The sequence below is a fragment of the Janthinobacterium sp. LS2A genome (genome assembly GCF_036543145.1).
Classification (GTDB): Bacteria; Pseudomonadota; Gammaproteobacteria; order Burkholderiales; family Burkholderiaceae_D; genus Janthinobacterium; species Janthinobacterium aestuarii.
In genome coordinates, this window is sequence record NZ_JAZHPB010000001.1 from 477,525 (window position 1) to 495,243 (window position 17,719).

Below are 17,719 nucleotides of genomic sequence, written 5' to 3' on the forward strand. Positions count from 1 at the left end.
AAAAAATAAGAACGGGATTCTCGCAGAAATGCGGCCTCTGCGGGAAAAAAATATCGTAGTAAAGCGTCACAAGCGTACGCTAGCGTGACGCATGGGTGTGACAGGGGTATTACAGCAACATTCTGGCCATAATTCTCAACCTTATCAGGCTTTGCGTTCCAGCGTGACAAAGGCGTAAGGCAGGCCGGATTTCTCCGAAACATGCGCTTCGCGCGCGGTCTCTTGCCACACGGTATGGTCAACGGCGGGGAAAAACGCGTCGCAGTCAAATGTCTGGCCGATTTCCGTGATGAGCAAACGCTGTGTCAGGGGCAGTGACTGCTTGTAGATTTCCGCGCCGCCGATGACGTAACCTTCGGCGCCATCGAGCAGGGCGATGGCCGCTTCCACCGACGATACCGCTTCCACGCCCTCATGGCGCCAGTCCGGGTTGCGCGAGATGACGATGTTGCGGCGGTTTGGCAGCGGACGGCCGATGGAGTCGAAGGTCTTGCGTCCCATGAGGACGGGATGGCCCGTCGTCAAGCGCTTGAAACGCGCCATGTCTTCCGGCAGTTTCCACGGCAGGGTGTTGTCGATGCCGATGCCGCCTTGCTGGTCGGTGGCGACGATGATGGTCAGATGGCTCATTGGTTCTGTCAAAGTGGTGGGGGCGATGCCCGATGCCCGTCATTATCGTTGAAATTGCCCGCCGCCTCCAGATGCGCACGCATGGCGCCGGCCAGCGGTCCCGGCGCCTCCAGCGGAATCATGTGGCCGGTGTTCTCTTTCAGCAGGTGCAAGGTGGCCTGCGGCAAGCGGGCGGCCATGGCGCGCAGGTCGTCGGGATTGACGAGCTTGTCGTCTTCGGCGCCCACGATCAGCACGGGAAAACCGAGTTCCGGCAAGCGCGCCATCAGGTCCGGGCGATCGATGGTGGTGATGAATTGCGCCAGCAGCACGTCCTTGCCCAGGTCCAGACCCATCTGCTGGATCAGGCCCGTGATGCCGGTGTCCTGCAAGTGCGCTGGGTGCAGCAGTTCGCGCAGGCGCTGGCGCGTGATGCCCGCATAGGCATTGCGTTCCAGCATGGCGACGATGCGTTGGCGTGCCTCAATTTCCGCCGGCAGCAAACCTTTGGCGGAATTGGCGATCAAAGTGAGCGACTGGACACGCTGCGGGTGCGCCAGCGCGTGCTCGAGCGCCAGATAGGCGCCCAGCGAAAAGCCCACCAGATGGGCCCGTGGCGCGCTGTGGCTGGCGATCAGTGCCTGCATCTGCGGGCGCGTGCGCGCCTCGTGCAGGGGCACGTGCCGCAGATCAAAGGCGCCGCCCAAGGCAGGGGTCAGGCGCGACCACAGGCGCTCGTCGCACAGGGTGCCGGGGATGCAGTCGAGCCGTATCTTGGTATTGTTCAAGGGCAAGCTTGGTTGGGAAAATTTTTGTCGAGCGGCATTATCCGTCATTTTGCGCATTGAGGCAGCGGCATGGTATTTTCTGCATGGCATTATTTTCAATAGTGCGCGGCTGGCAAACAGCCACTTTATGGTAGGCTCATGGCTCATCAAGCCGGCGTACCGGCGACGTGACCTGAAACACCGAATGCAACCCACTAATTATACAAAGAGGAAACACCATGGCGATCAGTTTGCAAAAAGGCGGCAATGTCAACCTGAGCAAGGAAGCTCCTGGCTTGAAGAAAATCGTGATTGGCCTGGGCTGGGACCCGCGCGCCACCGATGGCGCCGCATTCGATCTGGACGGCAGCGCCTTCCTGCTGAAAACGGATGGCAAGGCCCGTTCCGATGCCGATTTCATTTTCTATAACAACCTGAAGTCGGCCGACGGCTCCATCGTCCACGCGGGCGACAACACGACGGGCGGCGGCGATGGCGATGACGAAAAAATCGCCGTCGACCTGGCCAACGTGCCTGCCGACATCGACAAGATCGCCGTGGCCGTCACCATCCACGACGCGGAAAACCGCAAGCAGAACTTCGGCATGGTCGGCAAGGCCTACATCCGCTGCCTGAACGGCGACAACGGCGCGGAAATCGCCCGCTACGACCTGTCGGAAGACGGCTCGACGGAAGCGGCCATGATCTTCGGCGAAGTCTACCGTGCCGGCAGCGAATGGAAATTCAAGGCAATTGGTCAAGGCTTCAAAGGCGGCCTGGGCCCTCTGGCCCGCTCTTTCGGTATTAATGCTTAACAACCAGTTGTTTGCGTAAATGTACCGGGTGGCACCGCTGCCCGGTTCTGTCTTTCCCATCTTTCTCCCTGACTCCATGGAAAACCTGATCAAGGGGCAGCGCTTGGCGCTGTCCGGCCTCGTCACGGGCAATATTGTGCAACTGGGTCTGGCCAGCGCCGGCGTGACGCTGGATTTCGCCTGTTTCGGCCTCGACGCCAACGGCAAGCTGTCCGATGACCGCTACATGACTTTCTTCAACCAGCCGCGCACGCCGTGCGGCGGCGTGGAAACCGCGGCGCCGTCCGGCGATGCGGCCGGTTTCAGCTATCAGCTCGACCGTTTGCCTGCGTCCATCGAGCGCCTGGTCGTCACGGCCGCCATCGATGGCGATGCCACCATGGCGCAGCTGGGCAGCGGCTACCTGCGGCTGCTCGACGGCGGCAGAGAATTGGCCCGCTACACGTATGCAGGCGCTGATTTTGCGCAAGAAAAAGCCGTCATGCTGGGCGAGTTCTACCGCAAGGATGGCGGCTGGCGCTTCATGGCCGTGGGCCAGGGTTTCAATGGCGGCCTCGATGCGCTGGTCGCGCATTTCGGCGGCGAAGTAGCGCCGGCGGTAGCGGAGCCGGCGCCGGCGCCCAAGATTTCCCTGTCCAAAATTTCGCTGACCAAGGCGGGCCAGACGCACAAGGTGTCGCTGGAAAAGGGCGCGGGCGCGCCGAAGAAACTCACCGTCAAGGCGACCTGGGTCGATAACGGCGATGGCGACGACGATAACGACGACCTCGATTTGCGTGTCGGCATCCTCTTGCCGAATGGCCAGATGCGCTTCATCCAGGCGCCGGACACGGCAGGCAGCTTCGACGCCATGCCCTACGTGCGCCACCTGGGCGACGTGGCGGGCGCGGCGGGCAAGGAGCCGGCCACGGAAACAGTGGAAGTCAACCCCGCGCTGGCGCAGCATTACGGCGGCACGGTGGGCCTCGTCTTCAGCGTGTATTCGGCGGTGGCCAATGGCGCCGTCTCGGTCGCGTCCATGCGGCCGAAGATGGTCATGCAATATGGCGAGCAGATCGTCGAGTGCGCGTTCGACTTCCGCCTGTCCAAGGCGGCCGACGATGATTCCGTCTACACCTATGTGATCGGCATGGCGCGCATCACGAACGACAGCATCATCCTCGAGCCGTCCGGCAAGACGTCGGAGCCGGGGAGCGAAGCGACGCCGTGGCTGAGCTGGCAGGGCGAGAACCTGCAGCTGGCCTTCAACGGTCCCGTCGTCTTCAAGGGCGAGGACAAGGAAGACGAAGATGACTGCAATGCCGATAATCCGCGCCGCTACATCGCCTAGGAGACACTGATGGAAACCTTGTCCAAGGGACAGCGCTTGCCGCTGGCCAATCTCGTTCCCGATGGCGTGCTGCAGATCGGCGTGGCCGCGCAGGGGCTGGCGCTCGACGTGGCCTGCTTCGGCCTCGACGCCAGCGGGAAACTGTCCGACGAACGCTACATGACCTTTTTCAACCAGCCGCGCACGCCGTGCGGCGGCGTGGAAGCGCGTGCCGGCAGCGGCGGCGACACGACGGAGTTTGCCTTGCAGCTGGCGCGCTTGCCGGCCGGCATAGACCGCCTCGTCGTGACGGCGTCCATCGATGGCGGCGGCGTGATGTCGCAGCTGCAAGCTGGCCACGTGCGCCTGCAGGCGGGCGCACGCGAGCTGGCCCGCTTTGCGTTTGCCGGTGCGGATTTTGCAGAGGAAAAAGCCGTCATGCTGCTTGAACTCTACCGCAAGGATGGCGGCTGGCGCTGCATGGCCGTGGGACAAGGTTTCAATGGCGGACTCGATGCGCTCGTGCGCCACTTCGGCGGTGAAGTCGAGCAGGCTGCCCCCGCAGCGGCCTCGGCCGTCATGCAGGCGAAGATCAATCTGGAAAAGCGCGTGGAACGCGAAGCGCCGCAACTGGTCAGCCTCGTCAAGCAGGCGGGCGTGTCCCTGCAAAAAGTGGGGCTGCTTGATCACCGCGCCAAGGTGTGTCTGTGCCTCGATATTTCCGGTTCCATGGGACGGCTGTATAAAGAGGGGCTGGTGCAGCGCTTTGCCGAGCGCATCCTGGCCCTGGGCTGCAAGTTCGATGACGATGGCGAGATCGATGTTTTCCTGTTCGGCAAGAACGTCCACCATCCGGCGCCCATGGCCTTGAGCAACTGCAATACCTATGTGAGCCAGGCGATACAGCGCCATCCGCTCGAAGGCGACACGCGCTATGGCGCCGCCATGCAGGCGATCCGCGCGTTCTATTTCCCCGACAAGGCCGGCGGCGAGCGCACGCGGCCCGTCGCGGCCGAGGTGCCCGTGTACGTCATGTTCGTCACCGATGGCGGCACGAGCGATCAGGCGACGACGGAGAAGCAATTGCGCTGGGCCAGCAATGAACCCATCTTCTGGCAATTCATGGGCATCGGCAAGGGACGCAAGTCGAAAAGCAAGTTTCTTTCCGCCTTTGCCGATTCCGATTTCCCGTTCCTGGAAAAGCTCGACGAATTGCAGGGACGCCTGGTCGACAATGCCAATTACTTTTCCGTCAGCTCGCCCGACGAGCACAGCGATGCGGAACTGTATGACTTGTTGATGACGGAATATCCGGGCTGGCTGAAATTGGCACGCGGCAATGGCTTGCTGAGGTAGTGGTCATCGGATGAGGCTGTATGACCACAAGTGCAAGAGATTTGTAAATTGAAGTAAATAACAATGGTTCGCATTTGCTTTGCGTAATGGAGTCGTGGCATGCTTGAACTGTGCCCACACCTGTGCCCTCACGCCGCGGCGTAGTGCCTCATCCGTAGCGTCTCCATTATTTTTTAAGCAAATGCATAAAATCCTCTTTCACTGTCTGGCGGGCGGCAGCCTGCTCGTCTCCGGCGCCGCTGTCCAGGCCCAAACCACGACTATCAGCGGCGACACCGTCGTCAAGCCCGCACCGGCCAAGGCGCCCGCCGCCGATTCTACGCCTTCCGTCAGTGTGACGGCCGAACGTCCCACGGGCCGTATCGACCGCCAAGTCTACGACGTCAAGTCCGACGTGGGCAGCAGCAACGGCACGGCGGCCGATGCCTTGAACAATGTGCCGTCGGTGGCCGTCGATCCCGATGGTTCCGTGTCCCTGCGCGGCAGCAGCAATGTGCAGATATTGATCGACGGTAAACCGTCGGCCATGCTGCAGGGCGACTCGCGCGGCGCCACCCTGAACGCCATGGCGGCCGACGATATCGAATCCGTGGAAGTGATCAACAATCCCGGCGCCCAGTTCGGCAACGAGGCCGGTGGCGGCCCCATCCTGAACCTGGTGATGCGGCGCAACCGCAAGCCGGGCGGCTTTGCCACCGTCAACGCGAATGCGGGCATCGCGGGGCGCTACAACAGTTCAGTGTCCGGCACCTACAACGAAGGCCCGTGGGGCTACCAGGGCGGCATCAATGTGCGCCATGACGGCCGCAATTCCGTGGGCGAGGTCAGCCGCGAGCGCCTGGAACGTAGCACAGGGGCATTTTCCCCCAGCAGCCAGCAATCCACCAACAATGGCTTGAACGACTCGCTGGGCTTGCACGGCACCGTCAATTACAACCTGAACGCCAACGATACCCTGGCCGCCAGCGTGTCGTATAACGGGCGCAGCAACGACCAGCGCTCGCTCGACCGCTACATCAATGGCGACAGCACGGGCAGCACCATCGGCGACTATGTGCGCAGCACCGTGCGCAATGGCGACAGCCGCAACTACAGCTGGGGCGCGCGCTACGACCACAAGGGCGAATTGCCGGGCGAAACCCTTAAAATCGACTTGCGCGTGTCGTCGTCGACCAACGAGAGCGACAGCGATTACGCGAATATCTACGCGGTGGCGCCCGTCAACACCTTCGACAGCCGCGCACGCCAGCACAGCGAAACGGGCAACCGCATCGTCGACTTCAGCGGCGACTACGAGCGTCCGCTGGCGGGCGGCACGGCCAAGCTCGGCTACAAGGTGGCTGACAACAAGAGCAGCTTCGACACTTTATATACGGACATCAACCCGGCCAGCCTGGCGGAAATCGTCAACCCCATGCGCAGCAACCGTTTCGAGCTCGACGAGCGCACTGTGGCCCTGTACGGCTCCTACCAGATGCGCCTGACCGAACGCTGGGGCGCGCTGGCCGGCTTGCGCGCCGAATACACGGACTTGAACGTGCGCCAGATCACCAGCGGCATCGAGGCCAGCAACAATTACGTCAACTACATTCCCAGCCTGTTCGCCACCTACAAGGTCAGCGACGAGAGCAACTTGCGCTTCAGCTATGCGCACCGCATCCGCCGCCCGAATGCGGGCGACCTGAATCCGTACGTGGTCTACCGCGACGAGTTCAATGTGTCGGCCGGCAACCCCAAGCTGAAACCCACGCAGACGGATTCGTTCGAGATCGGCTATGAAACGAAGATCGCGGGCCTGGAAAGCAGCTTGCGCGCCTACCACCGCCGCGACACGGACGCCATCGTCGATTACCGCTACTTTATCAGCGACAATGTGCTCTTGACCACGCGGGAAAACGGCGAGGGCAGCCATTCGAGCGGCCTCGAGTTCAGCGTCAGCGGCAAGCTGACACCATCCTTGACCCTGAACACGAGCGGCAACCTGGCGCGCAGCCAGCAAACGAGTTCCGACGACCTGGGCAACCGCAGCACGCGCACGGCGAATGCACTGAGCGGCCGCGCGCGCCTCAATTACCAGTTCGATGCCAGTAACCAGTTGCAACTGGCCCTGCAAATGCAGGGCAAGACGCTGTCGGGACAGGGCTACCGCTCGCCGAACAATACTTTGAATGTGAGCTGGCGCCACACGGTGACACCGCAGCTGAGCCTGGTCATGAATGTGACCGATGTGTTCAGCAGCAACAAGATGGAAACCGTCATCAACAGCGCGTCCCTGCGCGAGACGAGCACGCGGCGCTTTGATGGACGGATGATTTATGTGGGGCTGTCGTACCGCCTGGGCGGCGCCACGTCGGCGGCGAAAGAGGGCGAGCGCGAACCGCGCTTCGGTCCGCCGGGCGGACGCGGGCCAGGCGGACCTGGCGGTCCCGGTCCGGGCGGACCGGGAGGCGAACCGGGCTAGGCCGCCAGCGCGATCTGGTGCAGGAAGTCAATGAAATCGTCCGTATGAAGCTCGAAGCGCCATCCGCCCGCGCCATGTTTGGCGCGGTACACGGGCAAGTCGCCGTCGATGCTTCTTTCTTCCAGATGCACGCAGTACGGGTCGCCGCCCGCGTCAGCAATCACCACCAGCTTCGGTGGCCAGGACGCGATTTGGTGATGGTGCACCGCATGGACGGAGTAACCGTGCTGTGCCTTCACCAGCTCGGCCGCACCGTACAGATGCAGGCCCTGCGGGAAGCGCTTGCCGTCGACATGCACGCGCAGCGGCGAATACCATTCCAGGAAGCGGTGGTATATTTCCGGCAAGACCCAGTGCGCGTCGATCTCGGCCATGTCCATGGCGCTGGCGATCGTCAGCCAGTTCGACGGTTGGGCCAAGTCCTGTTCGTGTTGGCGCCGCGGCGCCAGTTTTCGTTCCAGGAAGGCGGCTGCCATTTCCAGGCGCGAAAGCGGCTGGGTTAACGTGTAATGCGTGGCGGGCGCCCTGTAGCCTGCGCCGTCAAAGTAGCCGTCCGCTTGCCATGCCAGCACGGCGTCCAGCCGCAGTTGCTCGGCCTTCCAGTGGCCGGGGTCCTGCGGCAAACCGGCATCGAAAGGCTGGCGGCTGAACACGGCCAGGCTTTTGACGGCCTTGGCGCGCACGCTGAGCTTGGCGTTTTCCGCCGTGGCCAGGGCCACCAGCCGGGCATAGGCTTCCTTGCCCATGCTTTTCAGCATGCCATCCACGCCCCAGTAGGCGAGGCCGTCGATATCGAGGCTCCAGCTGAAAAAGTCGCCGTATTCTCCCGGCTCGGCCAGGGCGACGATATCGGTCATCAGGAAGGCGCGCCAGTGCAGCAGCTGGCCTTCCCTGGCATAGGCGATCAGGATGGCCAGCACGGCTTGCCGCTCGTCGGCCCCATGCTTTTTCAGCAGCCGGTCTTTCAGGCGGGCGAACTTGTTGCCGTCCGTTTCGTCAAACAGCTTGCGGTGCAGTGCTGCCAGCGGTGCGGCCGCCATCAGACGGCCATCGCCGCCTTGATCGGCGCATGGTGTTCATAGCCTTCCAGCGAGAAATCCGATGGCTCGATCTTTTCCAGCCATTCCGGCTCGTACTTGCCCGTTTTGGCGTAATCGGGCACGCGGTCGGAAATGACAAACTTGGGCGCCGGGAAGGGAGTGCGCTTCAATTGCTCTTCCACCATGTCGAGGTGGTTTTCATAGATGTGCGCGTCGCCGATGAAATAGGTGAACCAGCGCGGCGTGTAGCCCGTCAGGCGCGCCACCAGATGCAGCAGGGCCGCGCCTTCGGCGATGTTGAACGGCGTGCCCAGGCCGATGTCGTTGCTGCGCACATATAAGCACAGCGAGATTTCGCGCGTGCTGGCGTTCGGGATGAACTGGTACAGCAAATGGCAGGCGGGCAGGGCGACGGCATCGAGCACGGCCGGGTTCCAGCCGTGGAACAGGATGCGCCGGCTGCCGGGGTTTGTCATGATGGTGTCCAGGCATTCGCGCAACTGGTCGACGGCCTTGTACAGCAGCACTTTTTGCACGTCATCTTCGACGATGGGAGCAACGAGCGTAAAACCGTTCGCTTGCGCGTCGGCGATTTGCGCGGGCTGGGCGGCGTCGAGCAGTTTATACGCAGGCCACTGGCGCCATTGCACGCCGTACACGGGACCGAGGTCATCCTCGCCTTCGCGGTAGGGGTTGGCCAGCCATTGCGCATTTTCATTGGCGTTCTGATCCCAGACCTTGCAGCCCAGCGCGCGGAACTCGGCCGCGTTGCGCGAAGCGCGCAGGAAGGCGCACAATTCGCCGATCACGGATTTGAAAGCCAGTTTCTTGGTCGTCACGGCAGGGAAGTTGCCGTTGGCCAAGTCGAAACGCATCATGGCGCCCGGCACGCTCAGGGTGCGGATGCCCGTGCGGTTGTCTTGCCAGCTGCCCGTTTCGAGCACGGTCTTGATCAAATCTTGATATTGCTGCATGTATTTCTCCAACGGTAAGGATGGTGATTGTAACGCAGGCGCGACAGGCGGGATGTGGCCCGCACACATAATTACGCTGCTGTCTTACCTGCAAACATGACTCTGTGGTAATTTGTGTGTCCTTAAAGAAATACACAGAAACGGCAGACGCTGCACCATGTTCTTGCGACAATTTGTAAATAATAATAACGGCGCCATGGTGGAGATGAGCAGGGCCGATTTTCTCAAGGCCAACTTGCGCCTGATCCTCGCCTGGCCCCTGCTGGGACTGGTCCTGTGCGCGGTGCTGTGGACGGCCACCTTGCTGCAGCTGGAGGCGGAAAAGAAGGTGGCGCAGCAGCAGGCGCTCGACAGCGTGTCGTCGCTGTCGAAAGCCTATGGCCAGTATCTGCTGCGCACCCTGGAGCAGATGGACCAGCTGACCTTGCAACTCAAGTATGAATGGGAAAATTCGCGCGGCCAGCTGCGGCTCGACCAATTGAAGACGCAGGGCATGTATGCCTTGCCGCAATTTGCCATCGTCGCCATCCTCGACCGCAAGGGGCATCCCGTGACGGCCACGGCGCCGCTGCAGCGCCTGCGGGTCAACGAGCGCAGCGATTTCCTGCTGCGCCACTGGCGCAGCAATTCCAGCGCCCTGCGCATCGCGCTGGGGCGGGCCAATGCCGCCAATGTGAACGATCAGGCCACGGTGCCCGGCGCCGACGAAAGCCTCGTGCATTTCACGCGCCGGTTGGAAGACGAGGATGGCAATTTCGACGGCGTGCTGCTGATCTCGATTCATTCCGGCTATTTTTCCGAATTCTATAACAGCGTCAGTTTTGGCAAGTTCGGCATGTCGGCCATGGTGGGCGAGGAGGGCGAGCTGTTCAGCACACGTCTCGGCTCGCGCGTGCTGCCGGCCCAAAGCGCCCAGGGCACGCCATTCCTCGACACCAGCTTCCTGGAAACGGAGAGCGGCGCCCTGCATTCGGGCGGCAGGATCGCTTTTTCCGACAAGCAAAGCCGCTACGTGGGATGGCAGGCGCTGAAAGCCTATCCGTTCACGGCCGTGGTCGGATTGTCGGACGGCGAAATGCTGCATCCCTACGAGGAAACGCGCACGATTTATATCGGCATCGCCCTGGCCGTCACCATGCTGCTGCTGGCCTTTACCGCCATCGCCACCATGCTGTCGCTGCGCCTGGCGTGGCGCCACCACCAGTCCGAAGGCGTGCGCAATGCCTACCGCATGGCCACCGAAGGCACGAGCGACGGCTTTTATATCATTGCCGCCCTGCGCGGCGCGGACGGCAGCATCCTCGATTTCGAGATGGTCGACTGCAACGAGCCGGGCGCCGGCTACTTTGGCGTGCGGCGCGAACAATTGCTGGGCATGCGCCTGCAGTCGCGCGCCCATGAGCCGTATTTCCGCGACCTGATCCATAATTACCGGGCCGCCATGGTTTCCGGTTTTTCCGAGGAAGAGATCGAGCTGCCGGAAGGTAACCCCTTCAAGCTGCGCTGGATACGCCGGCGCGTGGTGCGCAGCGGCGACCGCCTGGCCGTCACCCTGCAAGACATCAGCACGGCCAAGGAGCACGAGCACGACTTGCGCCGCCTGGCCAACGAGGATGGCTTGACGGGCTTGCCCAACCGCTACTGGCTGCAGCAATTCCTGCCCGGCGCCCTGGGCCGGGCCGCCATCGCGCGGCGCATGCTGGCGCTGCTGTTCATCGACCTCGACGGCTTCAAGGATATCAACGATACGCAGGGCCACGCCGAGGGAGATAAAGTGCTGCGCGCCGCCTCCTTGCGCCTGAAGGCCGTGCTGCGGCCGGGCGACCACGTGGTGCGCCTGGGCGGCGACGAATTCGTCGTCGTGCTCGACCCCGTGGAAGACGACAGCCGCGCCGAGCAGGTGGCGCAGCGCATCGCCATCGCCTTTGACGAGCCGTTCTACCTGGGCAGCGAGCGCCACAAGATGGGGGCCTCGATCGGCATCAGCCTGTATCCGCGCGATGGCGCCGAAACGGACGTGCTGCTGAAGAACGCCGACATCGCCATGTATGCCGTCAAAGTGGCGGGCAAGGGCCATCACCGCTTCTTCCAGCCCGAACTGTTCGAAACCATCCGCAGCCGCCGCGAACTCGAGCAAAGCCTGGTGGCGGCGCTGGAGCTGGACCAGTTCCTCGTCGTCTACCAGCCGCGGGTCGACGCCATGAGCGGGCAGCTGTGCAGCATGGAGGCGCTCGTGCGCTGGCACCATCCGCAGCACGGCATGGTGCCGCCGCTGGAATTCATCCCCGTGGCCGAGAGCAGCGGCCTGATTTCGCAGCTGGGCGAAGTCGTCATCGAGAAGGTGTGCCTGCAGATGGCGCGCTGGCAGGCCAGCGGACTGGAACTGGTGCCCGTGTCGATCAACGTCTCGGCGCGCCAGTTCGGCCGTGGCGACGTGCACCAGGTGCTGGCGTCCGCGCTGGCGCGCCACCGCATCGATGCGCGCCTGATCGAGGTGGAAATCACGGAATCGGCCATGATGGATGAACAGAACCGCGCCGTGGAGCAGCTGTCGGCCATCCGCGCGCTGGGCGTGCGCCTGCTGGTGGACGATTTCGGCACCGGATACTCGTCGCTGTCGCAGCTGCAGAAGTTCGCCATGGATGGCTTGAAGATCGACCGCGCCTTCACCATGGAGCTGGGCCGCTCGGAGCAGGGCGAAGTCTTCGTGCGCGCCATCCTGTCGATGGCGCATGCGCTGGGCATGAGCGTGGTGGCCGAAGGGGTGGAGACGCGCGAGCAGCTCGACATCCTGCGCACGCTGCAATGCAACGAAGTGCAGGGCTATTTCATCTCGCGCCCCGTACCCGCCGAACAGATGCTGGCGCTGATGCATCAGCGCTTTCTGATACCGCTTCCAGCCCCGGCGCTGGCCCTGTAGAACGCCGTGATTGGTGTGGAAAACAACGCTGTTTCATAAAAAGAGCGAACGTTCGCTTTTTTCTAAAAAATATTATATGCTTCGCTCATGCCGTCAGTGAATTGGAGTTCACGGCGGCAAGAAAAGTGCAAGACGGGGCGGCTTGAGATGCCCGCGACAGTGTGCCGAAGACCTTCATATAATAAAGAGAGACTAACTTGAAACATAAATATCTGCCCCTCCTGATCGTTGCCGCGTTCGCCGGCATCTCCTCCACCGCACAAGCATCGGGCTACCGTTTTGGCTCGCAAAGCGTTTCCGCGCAAGGCTCGGCCGATGCCAGCGGCGCGGAAGCGGCCGACGCATCGACCATTTTCTACAACCCGGCCGGCATGTCGCGCCTGGAAGGCACGCAATTCCTGGGCGGCGGCACCCTGGTGGTACCGCATTCGACTTACCAGGACACGGGTTCGAAGACTTTCACCGGCCGCAATCCGGGCGGCACGACCAAGGACTACGCGCCGGACGCCGTCTTCGCGCCAGCCCTGTATGCGAGCAAGAAGCTCAATGAGCAATGGACCGTCGGCATGGGCTTGTTCGTGCCGTACGGCGCCAAGCTCGATTACGGCAATGACTGGAGCGGCCGCTATGCGATCACCAACATCAAGCTCGAAGCGATCGCCCTGAATCCTTCCGTTTCCTTCAAGGTCAATGAACACCATTCCTTCGGTTTCGGCGTCACCGCTGAACACATGAAGGCGGAACTGGGCCAAGCGGTTGACGTGCCGGGTTCCGTGGCCTTCCTGGCCCAGCACGCGCCAGCCGCGTCGCAAGCCTTCCTGGCCAATATCGCCAAGACGCAGGGACTGGCCGCCGCGCAGGCAGCCGGCGCCGCGCTGAAGGGCGCCAAGGATGGCCACGCATCGATGGATGGCGACGACTGGGGCTTCGGCTTCAACCTGGGCTACCTGTACCAGATGAATGAAGGCACGCGTTTCGGTATTTCCTACCGTTCGTCGATTTCGCACAAGCTGAAAGGCGACACGATCTGGGACTTCTCGCAAGTGTCGGACAACGCCGCCGTCAATGCCTTCATCGCCAAGGCATCGAACAAGGTCAATTCCAAGGCGCTGGTGGAAGTGCGCACGCCGGAAACCCTGTCGATCAACGCCTTCCATCAGATGGATGACCGTTGGGCCTTGATGGGCGACGTCACCTGGACCCGCACTTCGCGCCTGCAGAACCTGGACATCCAGTTCCCGCCGACGGCCGAAGGCGCCGAGCGCATCCGCCAGCAGTGGAAGAACACCTACCGCGTCTCGCTGGGCACCAACTACAAGTACAGCGAAAACCTGCTGCTGCGCGCCGGTATCGCCCACGACCAGGCGCCAGTGCGCAGCGCCGAGCTGCGTCATCCAGCGCTGCCGGACAGCGACCGCATGCAGTACTCGATCGGCGCGAACTGGAAGCTGAACGCCAATTCCTCGCTCGACCTGGCTTACAGCTTCATCGACTTCAAGGATGCCAACGTCAACTACAAGAATGACTGCTCGCCGGTGACCCCTGGCTGCACCGGCAACGGTGAAACCACCAAGGGCCTGTTCAAGACCCGCATGCAGTTGATCGGTCTCGCTTACAACTACAAGTTCTAAGCAGGTAGTGGCGGCCGACCCGGTCGCCATGAAATGAAAAAAGCGCCTTCGGGCGCTTTTTTTTCGGGGTCAGACCCGCTGGGTCTGACCCCAGCCTTTCATGGGTTTTCGGATGTTGTCGGCTTACGCGCTGCGCGCTAACCCGACCTACCCGACCTACGCCGACCTGCGTTGCTCAGGCTTTCATGCGCATGGCCTGATCCAGCAAGGTCAATGCCAGCCGCACGGTGTCGTCGGGCAGGTCCAGCAAGTTATCTCCCACATACCACTCCACCACGCTGTGCCCGGGCAGGGCGGCGTGGCTGGCGCGGCCGAACAGCCAGATGCCGTGGTCTTCCGCCACCTGGTTGCGGATCGCGATGGCCCGCTCGCGCGAGACGGGCAAGTGCAGGTGCAGCATGTTGGCTTGCGGGGCGGCGGGATTGACGGCAATCGATGGAAAATCGCGCAGCAGCGCGTACAGCCACTGCGTGCGCGCAAAATACTGCGGCATGGCGGCGAGGCGCGCGTCGAACTGCATGGCGGCGGCCACCACGTAGGGCGTACGGTGGACGATATTGCCGCCTTGGCGGCGGAACCACTCGCGCGCCCGTTCGACAAACGGGCGGCTGCCAGCCAGCACGGCGCCGCCGAGGCCGCCGATGCCCTTGTACAGCGACACGTAGACGGAATCGAAGCCGCCGCAGATGGCGGGCAGGGACTGGCCAAAACCCGCTTGCGCTTCCCACAGGCGCGCGCCATCCATGTGCAAATGGATGTTGTGCTCGCGGCAGTGCCGCTTGATGTCGTTCAATGCGTCCCACGACGGGCACTGGCCGCCGATTTCGCGCATCGGCAGCTCGACCTGCGCGGCGCCCAGGGCATCGGGTACGGCGCGCAAGTCGTCCACCGTCCACGGACGGTGCGGGTCGCCCAGTATCAGACCTTTGAAGTGGTCGAGCAATTCGTGGTTGCCGCGCTCGTGGCGCAGGATGTGCGAGGTCGGGTGCAGCGCCACCAGGCGCGAGCCGCGGTCCTGGCACGCCAGGCGCAGGGCGGTGACTTGCGTCATGGTGCCCGTGATGCAGAACACGGCCGCTTCGAAACCGAGCAGGCTGGCGATCTTGTTCTCGAACTGTTCGATCAGCGCGCCTTCGCCATAGATGTCGTGCGCAACAGCGTTGGCGTCGCACCAGGCGGCCATGGCCGCGAAGGTGGCCGCTGGCGTTGGCTGGCGTTGGCCGGGCAGGACGGTATGGCAGCGCTGGCGCAGTTCAAGCTCGTTCACGGTGTTTTCCTTACAAGGTGGCGGTGGCCAGTTTCGCGCCAAAGCCGATGAACATGGCGCCCACGCCGCCACCCATGCCGGCCGACAGGCGGCGACGGCGGCGGAAAGTGTCGGCCAGGCGGGCGCCGACAAAGATGATGGCCGTCAGGTAGCTAAAGCTGATCACTTGGCAAATCAGGCCCAGGCCGACGAAGGACAGCACGGGATTCGGGAAGGCCGGGTCGACGAACTGGATGAAGAACGAGATGAAGAACAAAATGGCTTTCGGGTTCATCAGGCTGATGATCAAGGCCTTGCGGAATGGATCGCTTTCCTTGACGGGCGCTGGCGCGGCAGGCGCTTCACCGTCGGCTGGCGCGGGCGCGCGCAGCTTGCGCCAGCAGCCGATCAGCATTTGCAGGCCGATCCAGCCCAGGTAGGCCGCGCCGATGTATTTCACCACGTAGAAGAGGGCAGGGCTGGCTTTCAGCAGGGAGGCCACGCCGCAGGCCGACAGCACCATCAATATCAGGTCGCCGGCGAAGATGCCGAAGGCGCCCTGGTAGGCGGTGCGCACGCCGCGCTGGGCCGCGACCGACAGCACATACATGGAATTGGGACCGGGCAGGATGACGATGAAGATGGTCCCCAGTAAAAAGGTCCAGAAATCGGTGATGCCCAGGTTGGCGTGGAAAAGTGCGTTCATGATGGTTCTGTTTAATTGAGTTGTACGTGATGGAATTGCAGGGCCGCTAGATTCGCATAGATGCCACCCAATGCGACCAGTGACGCGTGCGTGCCTGTCTCGACGATCTTGCCGTCTTCCATGACGATGATGCGGTCGGCCCGCTGGACGGTGGCCAGGCGGTGCGCGATGATGACCGTGGTGCGTCCCACCATCGCCGCTTCCAGCGCCTTTTGCACCAGGCGTTCCGATTCCGCGTCCAGCGCGCTCGTCGCTTCATCGAGCAGCAGCAGCGGCGGGTTTTTCAGCAGGGCGCGGGCGATGGCGATGCGCTGGCGCTGGCCGCCGGACAGGCGCACGCCCCGTTCGCCGAGGAACGATTTGTAGCCGTTCGGCAGGCGCTCGATGAATTCGTGGGCGGCCGCCATCTTCGCGGCCGCGATCACTTCCGCGTCGCTGGCGCCGGCGCGGCCATAGCGGATGTTTTCCATGGCGTCGGCCGAGAAGATCACGGTATCCTGCGGCACGATGCCGATGGCGTCGCGCAGGGTGTGCAGGTCCAGCTGCTTGATATCGACGCCATCGAGGCGGATGCTGCCGCTTTGCGGATCATAGAAGCGCAGGAACAGCTGGAACAGCGTGGTCTTGCCGGCGCCGGACGGGCCGACGACGGCCACCGTTTCGCCAGCGCGGATGTCGAGGCTGACGTGATCGAGCGCGTGGGTATCGGGACGCGACGGGTACGAGAACATCACGTCGTCGAGCGACAGCGCGGCGCCGGTGGCGGCGCGCGCGGGCAGCGGCAGCGGCGTGGCCGGGGATTCGATTTCCGATTTGACGGCCATCAGTTCCAGCAGGCGCTCGGTGGCGCCGGCCGCGCGCTGGGCTTCGCCCATCACCTCGGACAGGGCGCCGATGGCGCCGGCCACGATGGAGGCGTACAGGATGAACTGGCCCAAATCTCCGCCCGTCATCGAGCCTTCCAGCACGGCGCGCGCGCCCAGCCACAGCACGAACACGATGGTGCCGAAGACGAGCAGGATGGCGATCATGGTGAGCAGGGCGCGGGCGCGGATGCGGCGCATGGCTGTCATGAAGGCGCCTTCGACGGAGTCGCCGAAGCGCTTCGATTCGATTTTCTCGTGCGTGAATGCCTGCACGGTGGGCATGGCGTTGAGGATTTCGCCGGCCATGGCCGACGCGTCGGCGATGCGGTCCTGCGAATCGCGCGACAGCTTGCGCACGCGGCGGCCAAAGACGATGATGGGCACGACAACGAGGATCAGCAGGCCGATGATGATGCCGGCCAGCTTGGCGCTGGTGACGAACAGCATCACCAGGCCGCCGAGGAACAGCAGCACATTGCGCAGCGCCATTGAGATGCTGGTGCCGACGACGGCCTGGATCAGGGTCGTGTCGGTGGTGATGCGCGACAGGACTTCGCCCGTCTGCGTCGTTTCAAAGAAGGCGGGGCTTTGCGTGACCACGTGGCGGTACACGGCGCTGCGGATGTCGGCCGTGACCCGTTCGCCCAGCCACGACACCGTATAGAAGCGCGCGGCCGTGGCCAGCGCCAGGATGGACGCCACGCCGAACAGGGCGAGGAAGACCAGGTCGACGTGCTGGATGCTGCTTGAACCGGCCGCGCCGCCGAAACCGAGGTCGATCATCTGCTTGAAGGCGGCAGGGATGGCCAGGGTCGAGGCGGCGGCCACCACCAGCGCGATACCGGCCAGGAAGAACTGCTTGCGGTACGGCGTCAGAAAGGGCATCAAGCCCTTGAAGGCGGCCAGGCTGCCTTTTTTCAGTTCGCGGCTGGTGCCGGTGTCGGGCGTGGGTGCGGTGCTTGCGGCGGTTGTTGAACTGGTGCTGCCTGTTTCTGTGCTGGTTGTCATTGTTTTTCGCT

Annotated in this window: 13 protein-coding genes; 6 read left to right on the forward strand and 7 right to left on the reverse strand. The window is 63.0% G+C overall.

Features of this window, described 5'->3' with window-relative positions; genetic code table 11:
* Positions 1–144: 144 nt before the first annotated feature.
* Positions 145–630: a dihydrofolate reductase gene (locus tag V3C40_RS02200; RefSeq protein ID WP_331776371.1), complete on the reverse strand. Its 486-nt coding sequence runs from the start codon at positions 628–630 to the stop codon at positions 145–147.
* An 8-nt stretch (positions 631–638) separates the two neighbouring features.
* A complete protein-coding gene (locus V3C40_RS02205) occupies positions 639–1,397 on the reverse strand; it encodes an alpha/beta fold hydrolase (protein WP_331776372.1) in 759 nt (252 codons plus the stop codon).
* 218 nt (positions 1,398–1,615) lie between these two features.
* On the opposite strand from V3C40_RS02205, the gene V3C40_RS02210 reads away from it, so the two are divergent.
* From V3C40_RS02210 to V3C40_RS02225, 4 genes are all read left to right on the forward strand, one after another.
* A complete protein-coding gene (locus V3C40_RS02210; RefSeq protein ID WP_034755514.1) occupies positions 1,616–2,191 on the forward strand; it encodes a TerD family protein in 576 nt (191 codons plus the stop codon).
* 76 nt (positions 2,192–2,267) lie between these two features.
* Positions 2,268–3,521 (forward strand): TerD family protein, encoded by a 1,254-nt coding sequence (locus V3C40_RS02215; RefSeq protein WP_331776373.1) that lies wholly within the window; start codon positions 2,268–2,270, stop codon positions 3,519–3,521.
* A 9-nt stretch (positions 3,522–3,530) separates the two neighbouring features.
* Positions 3,531–4,856: a VWA domain-containing protein gene (locus V3C40_RS02220; RefSeq protein WP_331776374.1), complete on the forward strand. Its 1,326-nt coding sequence runs from the start codon at positions 3,531–3,533 to the stop codon at positions 4,854–4,856.
* A 181-nt stretch (positions 4,857–5,037) separates the two neighbouring features.
* Positions 5,038–7,317: an outer membrane beta-barrel family protein gene (locus V3C40_RS02225; RefSeq protein WP_331776375.1), complete on the forward strand. Its 2,280-nt coding sequence runs from the start codon at positions 5,038–5,040 to the stop codon at positions 7,315–7,317.
* Here the strand turns inward: V3C40_RS02225 and V3C40_RS02230 are convergent.
* Both V3C40_RS02230 and V3C40_RS02235 read right to left on the reverse strand, forming a co-directional pair.
* The gene (locus V3C40_RS02230; protein WP_331776376.1) at positions 7,314–8,357 is read right to left on the reverse strand and encodes an SMI1/KNR4 family protein; all 1,044 of its coding nucleotides are present in this window, start codon (positions 8,355–8,357) and stop codon (positions 7,314–7,316) included. The two genes, V3C40_RS02225 and V3C40_RS02230, sit on opposite strands and share 4 nt — an antisense overlap.
* Entirely contained in the window at positions 8,357–9,331 is a 975-nt protein-coding gene (locus tag V3C40_RS02235; RefSeq protein WP_331776377.1) for a thymidylate synthase, read from the reverse strand. The genes V3C40_RS02230 and V3C40_RS02235 overlap by 1 nt, the downstream gene beginning before the upstream one ends.
* A gap of 157 nt (positions 9,332–9,488) precedes the next feature.
* On the opposite strand from V3C40_RS02235, the gene V3C40_RS02240 reads away from it, so the two are divergent.
* On the forward strand, positions 9,489–12,251 hold the full coding sequence (locus V3C40_RS02240) for a bifunctional diguanylate cyclase/phosphodiesterase (protein WP_081367990.1): 2,763 nt from the start codon (positions 9,489–9,491) through the stop codon (positions 12,249–12,251).
* Between the two features lie 197 nt (positions 12,252–12,448).
* Positions 12,449–13,882 (forward strand): OmpP1/FadL family transporter, encoded by a 1,434-nt coding sequence (locus tag V3C40_RS02245; RefSeq protein ID WP_331776378.1) that lies wholly within the window; start codon positions 12,449–12,451, stop codon positions 13,880–13,882.
* 175 nt (positions 13,883–14,057) lie between these two features.
* Here V3C40_RS02245 and V3C40_RS02250 read toward each other — a convergent pair whose 3' ends face one another.
* Genes V3C40_RS02250 through V3C40_RS02260 form a run of 3 tightly spaced genes read right to left on the reverse strand, consistent with a single transcriptional unit; the run spans position 14,058 to position 17,708 of the window.
* Positions 14,058–15,149 (reverse strand): threonine aldolase family protein, encoded by a 1,092-nt coding sequence (locus V3C40_RS02250; RefSeq protein WP_331776379.1) that lies wholly within the window; start codon positions 15,147–15,149, stop codon positions 14,058–14,060.
* A gap of 10 nt (positions 15,150–15,159) precedes the next feature.
* The gene (leuE, locus tag V3C40_RS02255) at positions 15,160–15,834 is read right to left on the reverse strand and encodes a leucine efflux protein LeuE (protein WP_072453360.1); all 675 of its coding nucleotides are present in this window, start codon (positions 15,832–15,834) and stop codon (positions 15,160–15,162) included.
* An 11-nt stretch (positions 15,835–15,845) separates the two neighbouring features.
* A complete protein-coding gene (locus V3C40_RS02260; protein WP_219328886.1) occupies positions 15,846–17,708 on the reverse strand; it encodes an ABC transporter transmembrane domain-containing protein in 1,863 nt (620 codons plus the stop codon).
* Positions 17,709–17,719 lie beyond the last annotated feature (11 nt).